Annotated in this window: 13 protein-coding genes and 1 tRNA gene; 9 read left to right on the top strand and 5 right to left on the bottom strand. The window is 49.4% G+C overall.

Going from position 1 to position 13,622, the window contains the following annotated elements; all coding sequences use genetic code 11:
• The first annotated feature begins 20 nt into the window (after positions 1-20).
• Positions 21-1,058, top strand: coding sequence for a sensor histidine kinase (locus tag ACO0LL_RS17150; protein ID WP_422952062.1), 1,038 nt, complete (start codon positions 21-23; stop codon positions 1,056-1,058).
• Positions 1,055-1,855, top strand: a complete 801-nt coding sequence (locus ACO0LL_RS17145) for a LytR/AlgR family response regulator transcription factor (RefSeq protein WP_422952061.1) — start codon at positions 1,055-1,057, stop codon at positions 1,853-1,855. Before ACO0LL_RS17150 ends, ACO0LL_RS17145 begins: the two co-directional genes overlap by 4 nt.
• 37 nt (positions 1,856-1,892) lie before the next feature.
• Here the strand turns inward: ACO0LL_RS17145 and ACO0LL_RS17140 are convergent, their stop codons facing one another.
• A complete protein-coding gene (locus tag ACO0LL_RS17140; RefSeq protein ID WP_422952060.1) occupies positions 1,893-2,117 on the bottom strand; it encodes a hypothetical protein in 225 nt (74 codons plus the stop codon).
• Between the two features lie 144 nt (positions 2,118-2,261).
• Positions 2,262-2,338, bottom strand: a tRNA-Met gene (locus tag ACO0LL_RS17135).
• 251 nt (positions 2,339-2,589) lie between these two features.
• Here ACO0LL_RS17135 and ppnN point away from each other — a divergent pair.
• Entirely contained in the window at positions 2,590-3,960 is a 1,371-nt protein-coding gene (gene ppnN, locus ACO0LL_RS17130; RefSeq protein ID WP_422952059.1) for a nucleotide 5'-monophosphate nucleosidase PpnN, read from the top strand.
• A 66-nt stretch (positions 3,961-4,026) separates the two neighbouring features.
• Positions 4,027-4,983 carry a chemotaxis protein gene (locus tag ACO0LL_RS17125; protein ID WP_422952058.1) on the top strand — a complete coding sequence of 319 codons (957 nt, stop codon included), beginning with the start codon at positions 4,027-4,029 and terminating at the stop codon, positions 4,981-4,983.
• 92 nt (positions 4,984-5,075) lie between these two features.
• On the opposite strand, the gene ACO0LL_RS17120 is transcribed toward ACO0LL_RS17125, so the two are convergent.
• Entirely contained in the window at positions 5,076-5,537 is a 462-nt protein-coding gene (locus ACO0LL_RS17120) for a hypothetical protein (protein WP_422952057.1), read from the bottom strand.
• A gap of 189 nt (positions 5,538-5,726) precedes the next feature.
• Between ACO0LL_RS17120 and ACO0LL_RS17115 the strand changes: the two genes are divergently transcribed.
• The 5 genes from ACO0LL_RS17115 to ACO0LL_RS17095 all read left to right on the top strand — a co-directional run bounded on the left by ACO0LL_RS17115 (position 5,727) and on the right by ACO0LL_RS17095 (position 12,697).
• Positions 5,727-7,676 carry a CocE/NonD family hydrolase gene (locus ACO0LL_RS17115; protein WP_422952056.1) on the top strand — a complete coding sequence of 650 codons (1,950 nt, stop codon included), beginning with the start codon at positions 5,727-5,729 and terminating at the stop codon, positions 7,674-7,676.
• A 24-nt stretch (positions 7,677-7,700) separates the two neighbouring features.
• Positions 7,701-9,752 carry a M13 family metallopeptidase gene (locus ACO0LL_RS17110; protein WP_422952055.1) on the top strand — a complete coding sequence of 684 codons (2,052 nt, stop codon included), beginning with the start codon at positions 7,701-7,703 and terminating at the stop codon, positions 9,750-9,752.
• A 148-nt stretch (positions 9,753-9,900) separates the two neighbouring features.
• Positions 9,901-11,031, top strand: coding sequence for a quinolinate synthase NadA (nadA, locus tag ACO0LL_RS17105; protein ID WP_422952054.1), 1,131 nt, complete (start codon positions 9,901-9,903; stop codon positions 11,029-11,031).
• Positions 11,032-11,088: 57 nt separating this feature from the next.
• A complete protein-coding gene (nadC, locus tag ACO0LL_RS17100) occupies positions 11,089-11,955 on the top strand; it encodes a carboxylating nicotinate-nucleotide diphosphorylase (protein ID WP_422952053.1) in 867 nt (288 codons plus the stop codon).
• A gap of 46 nt (positions 11,956-12,001) precedes the next feature.
• Positions 12,002-12,697 carry a hypothetical protein gene (locus ACO0LL_RS17095; RefSeq protein WP_422952052.1) on the top strand — a complete coding sequence of 232 codons (696 nt, stop codon included), beginning with the start codon at positions 12,002-12,004 and terminating at the stop codon, positions 12,695-12,697.
• Between the two features lie 8 nt (positions 12,698-12,705).
• On the opposite strand, the gene ACO0LL_RS17090 is transcribed toward ACO0LL_RS17095, so the two are convergent.
• Together ACO0LL_RS17090 and ACO0LL_RS17085 are read right to left on the bottom strand one after the other, a co-directional pair.
• Entirely contained in the window at positions 12,706-12,843 is a 138-nt protein-coding gene (locus ACO0LL_RS17090) for a hypothetical protein (protein ID WP_422952051.1), read from the bottom strand.
• A gap of 308 nt (positions 12,844-13,151) precedes the next feature.
• Positions 13,152-13,472 (bottom strand): hypothetical protein, encoded by a 321-nt coding sequence (locus tag ACO0LL_RS17085; protein WP_422952050.1) that lies wholly within the window; start codon positions 13,470-13,472, stop codon positions 13,152-13,154.
• Positions 13,473-13,622 lie beyond the last annotated feature (150 nt).

Here is a 13,622-nt window from a genome sequence, read left to right as displayed (position 1 = left end):
GAGTTTAAAGATAATTAAAAATGGCCAATGATAAGAAAAACAGCGCAAGTGAGCAGCTCATTCCGGATTGTTGTAATTTGGGTGTGTTTTCGCGCATCCTGATCAGTGTGAATCTGATCACCTTATTGGCTTTATGGTCGAGGGGGGATGAGTGGCGTGTCGTGTTGCAAAATTTTCTGGAAAGTGCGGCATTGATTGAGACGATATGCCTGCTTTCCTTGCTGATCCTGTGTAATTTACGCAGATTTTCTGCGCGTTATTACATGTCTGGCTGGTTCCAGCGCGTATTGTGTTGCATGTTGCCAACGGCAATCGCTGCCTTGCTGATGATTTATTTACGTATGCAAGACTGGATAATGGCCAGTTTTCCCAAGCTAAATCCCCTGTTTGTTGTGGTCGCAACTGGTTTGCTGGCACTGGCATATCAACAATATTTTGAATTGCGTACCCGGGCTTTTTCACCTGCACTGGGTGAGGCCAAACTGCAGGCCTTGCAAGCCAGGATACGTCCACATTTCTTGTTCAACAGCTTGAATACTGCCTTGTCGCTGATACGCACTGAGCCGCGTCGCGCAGAAATGGTGCTGGAAGATCTCTCAGACCTGTTCAGGGTATTAATGCGCGATACCCGCGATGTCACCAGTTTGCAGGATGAAATACGCTTGTGTGAGCAATATCTGGCGATAGAAAAAATACGCCTGGGTGAACGTATGCAGGTGACCTGGGATAAAGAAAAAATTTCCCCCCAAGAGCTGGCCGAGATAGAAATTCCTTCATTGTTATTGCAGCCCCTGCTTGAAAATGCAGTTCATTACGGCGTTGAACCATCGGTGCAGCAAGCGACTGTCACAGTAGAGATAAGACGTCTGCTGGACAAGGTGGAAATTCGCATTCGCAATCCCTATCACGCAGAGGCAAATATGGTTTCCGGTAATCAGATGGCACTGGAAAACATACGGCAGCGACTAAGTTTGCTTTATGATATCGAAGCGCAAATTCAATACGGCGTAGTAGATGCGTACTTTGAAGTTAAGTTGCAATTCCCGGCTAAGAGATGATGACACCAAGAATACTGATTGTTGATGATGAGGCACCCGCAAGACAAAGGCTGTTGACGCTATTGTCAGACATAGAGGCAGAATGCCCGGTGACGGTGGTTGGAGAGGCTGAGAATGCCATGTTGGCACTGGAAAAAATCAGCAATCTGCAACCTGATATTGTTTTGCTGGATGTCCAGATGCCGGGCATGAATGGCATAGAACTGGCCCAGCATCTGGCGCAACACCAGGCCAGCCTGCGCTCGCCAGCGATTATTTTTGTGACTGCCTATGATGAATTTGCCGTCAAGGCTTTTGAGGTGCATGCACTTGATTACCTGATGAAGCCGGTGCGGGCCAGCCGTCTGGTGGATGCGCTGGTGCGTGCCAGTGAAAAAATGAAGGGCGCGCGCCGCCTGCCTGAAACCATGGCAACGGACACCAGCGGCCCCAGGCGCAAGCATTTTTCAGTACTGGAAAGAGGGCGGATATTATTGGTGCCGGTAGCCGAGGTGCTGTTCTTGAAGGCAGAACAAAAATACGTGACCCTGCATACAGCGCAACGTGAATATCTGCTGGAAGAATCACTGACTTCGATAGAGGTAGAGCTGGGAGACTTGCTGGTCAGGGTGCACAGGAATGCGCTGGTCGCACGTAGCGCCATTAATGGCGTAGAGCGCGCAGTGCAAGTAGTTGATGCTGACAATAATCAGGAAAAAGTATCTGAATCCTGGCAAATCATTGTCAGCGGTTGCGCGGAACGTTTGCCAATTTCACGCAGGCAGTGGCCGGTTATTAAAGCCCTGGTGCGGGTTTGATTTGTGTTTTTGTGTGCTCAGTTGCGTTCATTTGCGCTCAGCGCCAGACCGGCAAGCCAGTCAGGTCTGTGTTGTCATCGTGTACCCAGGCTGGCAGACCGGTGCGGTCAGTTGGGCCCAGCACTTCCAAAAGTTCAAGCTGCTCTTGCTTTTTGCCGCGCTGACGTGGGGCAGGTACTGGTTTTCTGGTTTCTGGCAATAAAAATGCTGGTTCGCCAAAGCCGGGTAATTCCAGGGTAGCGTGATCTTTATTGTCTTTCATCAGTTGAGCTTGATCAATGTTGATGTGTGGCGATGCCTGGTAAAGCTTAAGCGAAAAAGCAAAATAAACCGCCCCTGGCAACTGCTTGCCAGAAGAAATATAGTGCCCGGTAAATTTGTGCGAATGCACCAGAACAAAGAAACTTGGTTGCGGGGGCAGGATTTGAACCTACGACCTTCGGGTTATGAGCCCGACGAGCTGCCAGACTGCTCCACCCCGCGTCTGAAGGAGGCGAATTGTACATGGCGAAGGCGCTATATACAATCATTTATAGAAATATTTTTATATCGGTCTTAAATTGACGGCCCGGCGACAGTGCAATTTGCCATTCTTCACAATACAAATGTGGCAAATAGTGCTGCTGATACAACCCGCGCAATAAATTGCATGCATAATGGAAGCATAGAGAAGCACGCTGATGCTGCCTTGCAGGTAGCAGCCGCAAATTATTTTCAGGAGTGAAAAAGCAGTTATGGAATTCGAAGTTATCGACACGCAAATATCGCCAGGCGGCCGTATGGAAGTTTTGTCCAAGGCCGAGGTCGTGCAATTGCTCGACAATAGTCATGGCGGTTTGTACCAGGTGTTCCGCAGTTGCGCACTGGCGGTCTTGAATTGCGGCAGTGGTCTCGACGATGGCAAGGAATTGCTGGAGCGTTACAAGAGCTTTGACATCAGCATCATCCAGCGCGAACGCGGCATCAAGCTAGATGTCAAGGGCGCACCAGCTAGTGCCTTTGTGGATGGCGTCATGATCAAAGGCATACAGGAACACTTGTTTGCCGTCTTGCGCGACATTCTGTTCATCAAGGCCGCCATCGAAGATGACCGCAAGTTTGATCTGACGACCACAGAAGGTATCAGTGATGCTGTTTTCCACGTCATGCGCAATGCCAATTTGCTCAAGCCACAGGTCAATCCAAATATGGTGGTGTGCTGGGGCGGGCATTCGATTTCCAGCGAAGAATATGACTACACCAAGCATGTAGGGTATCAGCTGGGTTTGCGCGGCATGGATATCTGTACAGGCTGTGGCCCAGGCGCCATGAAAGGCCCGATGAAGGGTGCCACCATAGGTCATGCCAAACAAAGGATTACCACAGGCCGTTACCTGGGCATTACCGAACCGGGCATTATCGCTGCCGAAGCGCCGAATCCCATCGTCAACGACCTGGTGATCTTGCCGGATATAGAAAAACGCCTTGAGGCTTTTGTGCGCATGGGCCATGCCGTCATCGTGTTCCCTGGTGGTGCAGGCACGGCAGAAGAAATTTTGTATTTGCTGGGTATCTTGCTGCATCCTGATAATGCTGAATTGCCTTTCCCCCTGATCTTTACAGGGCCGGAAAGTGCGGCAGATTATTTCCGTCAGATAGATCAGTTCATTGCTGCAACACTGGGCCCTGACGCTCAGCAGAACTACAAGATCATCGTCAATGACCCTGTGCGCGTGGCACAGGAAGTGCAGGCGGGTATTAAGGAAGTGCGTGAGTTCCGCAAGGCCAAGGGCGATGCGTATTATTTCAACTGGTTGTTGAAGATAGATGCAGAGTTCCAGAAGCCGTTTGAACCCACGCATGAAAACATGCGCAACCTGGCTTTACACAAGAATCAGGATACGCATCTGCTCGCGGCAAATCTGCGTCGAGCTTTTTCAGGTGTGGTGGCTGGCAATGTCAAAAACCGGGGCATCCGTGCGATAGAAAAACACGGACATTTTGAAATTCGCGGCGATAGTGAAATAATGGCATCAATGGATACCTTGCTGGCATCTTTTGTTGCACAAAACCGCATGAAATTGCCTGGTAAGGCTTATACCCCTTGCTACCGTGTTATAAAGTAATTGCGTTGCAGTAAAACAGTAGGATAATGGTGCATTCCCTGTTCCATCACGATGAGGAAAACAGACATGAGTTCCGTACAGCAAGAAGTCGATGAACGTACCAATCTGACAGCGTCCAACAAGTTTGAATTGCTGCTGTTCCGTCTGGGGACAGATGGCAATAGTGACAGGTCAGAATTGTTTGGCATTAATGTTTTCAAGGTACGAGAGATAGTCGCCATGCCGACGATTACTGGTATGGCGGGCGCGATGCCCCACATGCTGGGTGTGGTCAATTTGCGTGGTCAGATTATTCCTGTCATCGACCTGCCTTCGGTGGTCGGGCTCAAGCCTAAAACTGGCCTGAACATCATGCTGGTCACTGAGTATGCGCGCACCACTCAGGGTTTTGCGGTTGAATCGGTCGAAGAGATCGTACGGCTGGACTGGAATCAGGTCTTGTCGGCTGAAAACAGTGCGGCAGGTGGCATGGTCACCAGTATTGCCCGCCTCGATGGTGACACAGAGGACACCCGCCTGGCCCAGGTGCTGGACGTGGAGCAAATCTTGCGCCAGATTACGCCGTCTGATACCAAGGATGTAGATCCAGATACCATAGGTGCCAAGCTGCAGATGATACCTGGCTCTGCCATTCTTGCAGCCGATGATTCAGCCGTTGCCCGCGGTTTGATCGAGCAGGCACTGACAGCTATGGGTGCCCAGTTCATTATGACCAAGACTGGCAAGGAAGCCTGGGAGAAATTACAATCCCTTGCCACCGCAGCCCAGGCCGAAGGCAAGGGCGTGCGCGACAAGGTATCAATGGTGCTGACTGACCTGGAAATGCCGGAAATGGATGGTTTCACACTGACACGTAAAATCAAGAATGATGACCGCTTCAAGTTCTTGCCGGTGGTGATTCATTCATCCTTGTCAGGTGCAACCAATGAAGACCATATCAAGACCGTGGGTGCCGACGCCTATGTTGCCAAATTCGTGGCTGAAGAACTGGCGGCTACAATACGGTCTGTATTGGCAAAATAAAAGACTGCCGTAGAAACTGAAAACTGAAGCTTGCAAAAAAGGGTGCAATTATTTCATTAATTGCACCCTTTTTGTGTCTGGCCTGGCCGCGCTTATCTGGCTTGTGCCGGGACACGTTCCCAGCCACCGGGACAAGACTTGATCGCCGGGTAAAAACCGTCAGGCTGATGGCAATACAGCCAATCCTTGCCTGCCGTAGATTGCGGGGCAGGATTGGGCTGGCTGATGATATTACGGTCATCAACATAGCTTTGAGTATAGGTCGTATATGTAGGGTAATTGTCCGTATAAACCACATTGCCGGTGCTGACGACAGGTGTCACATAGGTAACAGCAGGGGCGACGACCACGCTGGGGTAATAGCGCCAGGAATAATCGTAAGGATAATAGGCAGACACATAACTATGCCGGTTGCCATAATTGAAATATAGCGGCGGAATGGAAATGCCTACGCTTACCCTGGGATGAATATGATGGCCGCCAGGGCGAGCCCATACTGAGCCTGAGAGTGTCAGCAGAGCCAGGGTGACAGCAAATATTCTGAGTGATTTCATGGTATTTCCGCAATAAAATATTTGTTTGATGCCTGTTTGATGCCTGTTTGTCAGTTTAGGTCGAAATCTGGAAACTTATTGAGAAAAATTTACTCTTTATGATTCGCGGCGATTCACTACGCCAGACCTGGTTTGCAAGCATGTTAACCAGAATAAATAAAACAATAGCGCGTTATCTTAAGGGGAATTATGAAATTCGTGATTAAAAAATGTGCAGCCTTGTGCGCTCTTGCCTTGATGGCCAATCTGCCAGTGTATGCTGCCGAAGCCGTCATGGCCGATGCTCCTGAAGCAGCCAAACCGGGCATACGCGAACAATACACCAAATATGAATACCAGATTCCCATGCGTGATGGTACACGGCTTTTTACCGTGGTGTATGTTCCCAAAGATAGCAGCAAGTCTTATCCCTTCCTGATGACACGTTCACCCTATGGTAGCGGCGTCTATGAGGGCGGGCAGTCACACTATGGCGTGGATTTCTACCCGCAGTCCCTAGGACCCTCCAAAGAATTTGACCAAAGTGGCTATATCTTCGTCAAGCAAGACGTGCGTGGCCGTTATATGTCTGAAGGCGTCTGGCAAGAAATGACGCCGCATATCAAGGCCGGCAGGCGGGCCGGCGAGGGTGTCGAGAGCCAGGACATGCATGACACCGTTGAGTGGCTGTTGAAAAACGTCAAGGGCAATAACGGCAAGGTCGGTATCTGGGGTATTTCCTATCCTGGTTTTTATGCCTCAGCCAGTATCATAGACTCACATCCGGCGATCAAGGCCGCTTCACCACAGGCGCCAGTCACTGATTTGTTCATGGGGGACGATTCCTATCATGGCGGTGCCTTCATGCTGGCGGCTAACTTTGGGTTCTTTTCCAATTTTACGGTAGAAAAAAATCCCACGACCTTGCCCAAACGCTGGGAAGAGTTTGATTTTGGTACCCCGGATGGCTATCAATATTTTCTCAAGTATAAAACCCTGAAAAACATTACTGCCCAACTGTCAGACAAGCAGCGTGAATTACTGATGCCGACAATAGAACACACTACCTATGATGATTTCTGGAAAAGCCGCAATATCGCTGCTCACCTGAAAAACATCAAGGCAGCCGTGCTGACTGTTGGTGGCTGGTATGACGCAGAAGATCCGCAAGGTCCATTCACGACATATCACAGCATCAAAAATAATAACAAGGGTTATTACAATGGCCTGGTCATGGGGCCATGGTCGCATGGCGGCTGGGCCGGTGCCGAGGGTAAGTCATTGGGAAATGTGAGTTTCGATGTCAAAACGGGCGACTATTACCGCAAGAATATCGTTTTCCCTTTCTTTGAACAGCATTTGAAGGGCGCCACTGGCAAGGCTTTGCCGGAAGTGACCGTATTTGAAACCGGTACCAATGTCTGGCGTGAATACCCAAGCTGGCCACCGCAACAGGCACAAAAACGTACCCTGTATTTTGGCAAGGATGGTAGCCTGAGCTGGAAAGAACCACAGACAGAATTCAATACCTTTGACGAATATGTCAGCGACCCCAATAAGCCCGTGCCGTTTATCTCTTACGTCGCCACTGGTGCGCCGCGTGAATATGTGGTCTCTGACCAGCGCTTTGCTTCCACGCGGCCAGATGTGCTGGTCTATCAGACCGAACCTCTGGAAGAAGACGTGACTATCGTCGGGCCAGTCAATCCCAAATTGTTTGTGTCAACCTCTGGCACGGATGCAGATTGGGTCGTCAAACTGATTGATGTCTATCCATCGGCTTATCCGGATAAGCAGGTAGTGCGCGAACGTGCGAATGACGTGCCGCCACCATCCGTCGCCATGGCCGGTTATCAGCAACTGGTCAGGGGAGAGCCTTTGCGCGGCAAGTTCCGCAACAGCTTTGAAAAACCTGAGCCTTTTGTACCTGGCAAAGTGGCGGCCATCAGCTATAACATGCCGGATATCCAGCACACCTTCCGCCGTGGTCATCGCATCATGGTACAGGTGCAAAGTAGCTGGTTCCCGCTGGTGGATTTGAATCCGCAAAAATTCATGGATATTCCCAAGGCTAATCCCGAAGATTTCCAGAAAGCGACGCAAAGGGTTTATCGTTCACCAGGACAGTATTCAGGTATAGCCGTGCAAGTAATGCCGTAAAAATTAAGAGACAGGGACAAAAAAATGAGAACAAAAAATATCTTCAAACGCAGTGTGCTGGCGAGTCTGGTTGGCGTGGCATGTATGGGTAATGCAGTATTTGCTCAGACAGCGACATCAAACCAACTCGTGCTGGAATCCATGACCATGGATAAAAAGGCTGATCCCTGCACAGATTTCTTCCAGTATTCAAATGGCGAATGGCTGAAAGCCAATCCCATTCCTTCCGACCGCGCGCGTTACAGCGCCTATGATGAAGTGACGGAGCGAAATTTGGCAGCATTGAAACTCATTGCCGAGACCGCAGCAAAGGGGGATGGCAAGAGCAAGGCAGCACAACTGGTCGGCGCTTTTTATGCCAGTGGCATGAATGAAGCGCAGATAGAAAAAGAAGGTATTAAACCGCTGGAACCACAGTTTGCACAAATCAATGGCATCAAGGATAGCCAGCAATTATTGGCTGTGATTGCCGGATTGCATAAACAAGGTGTTTCTCCCTTGTTTGGTTTTGCAGTCGATCAGGACGCTAAAAATACTACGCGTTATATCCCGCAAATCATGCAGGGTGGCCTGGGTTTGCCTGACCGTGATTATTACCTGAAGACAGATGCCAAGACCAAAGATATCCGTGACAAGTATGTGGTCTACGTGACCCAGATTTTTAGCTTGCTCGGTGATGCTCCATATCAGGCAAAGAAAAACGCTGCTGTTGTGATGACACTGGAAACTCGCCTGGCCAAAGCATCATTGACCAAGGTCGAGCTGCGCGACCCGCAAGCCAGCTACCATTTGTCTGACTTGAATGCCTTGCAAAAAACAGATAAAAAAACTGCCTGGTCCACCTATTTCAATGAACTGGGCCTGGCGCAGCCAGGACAATTCAATCTTGCCCATCCCAAATTTATTGCGGAAGCAGGGCGCATGGTTAATTCCATCAGTCTTGATCAATGGAAGATTTATTTGCGCTGGCAATTGGCGAATGCACGTGCGAAGGATTTGAGCTCAACCTTTGTCAATGCCAACTTTGATTTCTATGGCAAGACGCTGGCAGGCACCAAGGAATTGCAACCACGCTGGAAGCGAGTGCTGGGCTCTATCGATAACATGGCAGGTGAAGCCATGGGTGAGCTGTATGTCTCCAAATTCTTTGGTCCTGAAGCCAAGGCTGGTGTATTGGAAATGGTCGACAATATCAAGCTGGCCATGCGTGAAAGCATAGGCAAGCTGGAATGGATGTCAGACACGACCAAACAGCAAGCCTATAAAAAGCTCGACACTATTCTCGTAAAAATAGGTTACCCCGATGTATGGCGTGATTACAGCAGCCTGCAAATCGATACTGGCCCGTATGCAGCGAATATGGCGCGCGCTGCCGAATTTGAATTCAAGCGCAATCTGGCCAAGCTGGGCAAGCCCATAGACCGCAATGAGTGGAGTATGACTCCACAGACCGTCAATGCTTACTACGCCCAGACCATGAATGAAATGGTGTTCCCGGCAGGCATACTGCAACCGCCTCTATATCATGTGAATGCTGACTCTGCCGCCAACTATGGCAATACCGGTGCAACGATAGGCCATGAACTGACGCATGCCTTTGATGATGAAGGACGCCAATATGATGCTCAGGGTAACCTGAAAAGCTGGTGGACCAAGGACGATGAGAAAAAATTCCTGGTTCGTGTCAAAGCCATTGAAAAGCAATTTGATGAGTTTAATCCTATCGACAAATTGCACATTAATGGCAAGTTGACTGCCGGTGAAAATATTGCCGATCTTGGCGGTATGAAGATTGCCCTGCAGGCTTTGCACAAATCGCTGGAGCGCAAGCCCCAGGCCAGGGAAATTGATGGCTTGACGGTTGATCAACGCTTCTTTGTCGCCAATGCGCAAAGCTTCCGCAGCCTTATCCGTGATGAAATGTTGCGTATGAAACTGGCAACTGATCCTCACTCACCAGACAAATATCGTGTCATTGCGCCGTTGGCAAATATGTCGGAATTTTCTGATGCTTTCCAGTGCAAGGGAGATCGTTCGCCCCTGCGCCCAACAGCGACGCGGGTAAATATCTGGTAACAGCGTATACTATGGCTTGAAATGCAGTAGTGGATGCAGGCTAAAGGGGCGCTGGATGCAAATCTGGCAATCCCAAGCCTGCCAATATTTCTTGTCATCAGAGTGCATGCCCGCATGTACTCTGTGCACTCCAGATATGTAGGGCTATATGGAAACCAAAGTTGTCGAATTTGAACTCCCACAGATGGATGTGGGCAGTAGCTGTACCGCCAATGCCTGGGCGCGCATCCCGGATGCGCCTTCAGCAATAGAAAAACTGGAACTCAAAGCCAGAATACGCCAGCTCTTGAAAGAAAAGCAGGCTGTACTGGTCGCGCATTATTATGTCGATGCAGAACTGCAAGACCTGGCAGAGGAAACCGGTGGCTGTGTTTCTGACTCGCTGGAAATGGCACGCTTTGGCCGTGACCACCCCGCTAAAACCCTGGTTGTCGCCGGCGTCAAGTTCATGGGCGAGACCGCAAAAATACTCAGCCCAGAAAAAACCATTTTAATGCCTGATCTGGATGCAACCTGCTCGCTGGATCTGGGTTGCCCGGCAGATGAGTTTGCGGCGTTTTGCGATGCACATCCTGACCGTACTGTCGTCGTGTATGCCAATACCAGTGCAGCCGTCAAGGCAAGAGCTGACTGGATGGTGACATCCAGCATAGGTTTGGACATCGTTGCTCACTTGCATGCACAAGGCAAAAAAATACTCTGGGCACCCGATAAACATCTCGGTGGTTATATCCAGAAGCAGACAGGTGCAGACATGTTGCTATGGCAGGGTTCCTGCCTGGTACACGATGAATTCAAGGGCATAGAGCTGGACGTGCTCAAGGCTGAGCACCCCAATGCCAAAGTGCTGGTTCACCCTGAATCTCCGGCTGCTGTGGTAGCACTGGCTGATGTGGTTGGCTCGACTTCGCAAATGATTCATGCAGCACAAACCCTGGATGCAGATGAATTCATCGTCGCCACCGACAATGGCATCCTGCACAAAATGCAGATGGCAGCGCCTACCAAACGTTTCATCGTTGCTCCAACCGCTGGTAATAGCGCGACTTGCAAGAGTTGTGCACATTGCCCATGGATGGCCATGAATGGCTTGCGCAATCTGCTGCAGGTGCTGGAGAACGGCAATAATGAAATCCAGGTTGATCCGGCAGTTGGGCAAAAAGCCAAGGTTTGCATAGACCGCATGCTGGATTTTGCTGCGGCCAAAAAAGCCAACGTGCGTCCATCCAGTGATCTGGCGAAAGAAGCCAAACTGTTCTCCGGCATAGGCCCGGCCTGAGAACCTGTTACGACCTTAAGCACAAGCCCTATCCAATTACATTGAGGTTATCTGGACATGTCTGGTAATTTAAAGAATACACATTTCCCTTTTGATGCAGATTTACAAAAAGCTTTTGAACGCAATATCAGCGATGCACTGGCTGAAGATGTCGGCGCTGCTGATCTGACTGGCTTGCTGGTGCCTGCAGATGAAGTAGTGCATGCACAAGTCATCGTGCGTGAAGATGCTGTTCTATGTGGTGCGCCATGGTTCGACGCCGTTATGACGGCACTGGATGCAACTATCATCGTGGATTGGCAATACGCTGAAGGCGAACAGATGAAGGCAAACACCATCGTCTGCAAAATCAAGGCCCCAGCCCGGGCCTTACTGACAGCAGAGCGTGCTGCGCTGAACTTCCTGCAATTGCTGTCTGCTGTCGCAACCGCCACCAGCAAATATGTCGCCATCATCGCTGGCACAAAAGCGGCCATACTCGATACCCGCAAAACTTTGCCCGGCCTGCGTCTGGCGCAAAAATATGCGGTGCGCGTAGGCGGTGGCAAGAACCAGCGCCTGGCCCTGTATGACGGCATCCTTATCAAGGAAAATCATATCGCAGCCGCAGGTGGCGTGGCCGAAGCCATGCAAAATGCGCTGAACTTGAATGCTGGTGTGAGCATACAGATAGAAGTCGAAACCCTGGAGCAATTAAAGACAGCACTGGACGCTGGTGCCACCTCCATCCTGCTCGATAATTTTAATACCGGCATGATGCGTGAAGCAGTGGCTATCACTGCAGGCCGTGCCTTGCTGGAAGCCTCTGGCGGCATAGATCATTCATCAGTGCGAGCCATAGCCGAGACAGGTGTGGACAGGATATCCATAGGTAGCCTGACCAAGGATATCAAGGCGACGGATTATTCTTTGCGGATAGTTTGAAGCTATACCTGTTATTTGTTTGCTGGAATTCTCACTCTATTACAACATGAAGCAATCTTTTTCTGATGTTAACGTTGAAATTAGCCAAATTCTTAACGGGACTATGTATGAATTTGATCAGATGCCGGGTGTTAGCGGGAGCCTTCTGGTGGAGTCGGCTAGCCGCGACATTCGGCATATTTCTGCCTACACCAGTATATTTCTCCTGGGGCCACTTGTCGTACTGGCGATTGTTTTCTGGCAAATCAAGGGCTTGTCGTCGCTAATTAGTTCTGCCCTGGCATGGATACATATCACTATTGCGCCTGCGACCGTGGTGAATGTCATACTTGCTTCGCTGTTCATCGCTTGCTGGGGCGCATTCTTCATTTACCTCCGTAATGTAAAGAAGCGTAATTTTGAAATGATGACAGAGGCTGAGCGAGGTCTGGTACAAGCTGTTCGTACGCTGGCGGATGCCTTGCCAGAGAATTGCGGTATGCTAGCCCAGAATCTTCGTGAGTTGGCGCAGCGTATGATTAAAATATTTGCCAGACAAGAACCGCATCTGGTTTCTGAATTGATGCATTCAACAAAGGCAGTGTTCAGCGAAAAGGTATGTTTTGCGCTGGGGCTTAATAGCGCATGTAATGATGCGATCAAGCGGTTGCATGAATCGATGTCCATGCAAAAAGCTGAATTGAAATCCAATGAGCTGATCAACGAATATAGAGACAGATTGGGAAATATTAATAAAGTCTGATTACCTGTTTATTCCGCATATCTCAAAACCAGGACATGCAGAGATTGATTGCTCTGCTCACTGAGCATTTCTACCCAGCTACCCGCTTTTTCACCATATAGTTTAAACAGTAATTCTGCCAGGCTGCTCATCTGAACTGGATCCAAGGCTGCTTCCCGGATGAGTGCCAGATAAGATGCGCCTATACCCATCAGACTGTAGTTGTAATTTTCTCTGAGATGCTTGCATAAAGCACGATTCTCAAAGGGATTCAGGTCTGAATCAAAATAACCGTTAGGGAAGGCAGCCAGACTATCTTCGGGTTGATTGACGATGGCCCTGAACGCATAAATGCTATCGTCAATGATGGACAGCCAGTTTTCTTGAGCCAGCAGCAGTTCTGCCAGAGATTCATCATTCAGTAGCAGGTTTTTTTCTTGAAAAATCTGTTCCAGCGAGGTTTCTTTGCAAAGTTTTAAAAATTTGCGTACCGGATAAAAAACTCGGATGCCGTGCTCAGGTAGCCGACATGCTCGCCATCTTCAAAGCATGCCGCATCAAGCGTACTCAAGTCATAGCCTTCTGTCTCGTCGAGATCGTGAGAACCTGAGCTATGCATGGAGGTGTATTGTGCCTGACTGAGGTCATCCAGTGTCAGCAGCAAATGTGAGTCAGGAAATTTGCTGCTTAATTCTTTCCAGTCCTGGATTAATTCTTCCTGATTTGCAAATTTATCCGCTACATAGACTTCGCACAAATACTCAAACTGTGTATCTGATAAGGGCACAAATCTCATTTTCTGCGTGTTCAAAATGGCGGATAAATAAATAAGGTAATCCCCCGGCTCTGCCGGGGGACTCCTCAAGGTTTGACCTATACGGCGGTCGGTTTGAAACTTCTATCTCTACCAAAAGAAGGAGTTTCAAGATGAAAGAGTATCAAAGTT

This window comes from Undibacterium sp. TC4M20W, assembly GCF_049340245.1.
Lineage (GTDB): Bacteria > Pseudomonadota > Gammaproteobacteria > Burkholderiales > Burkholderiaceae_D > Undibacterium.
Note: the sequence above shows the minus strand (reverse complement) of the source record. Positions and strands in the feature narration are given on the sequence as shown.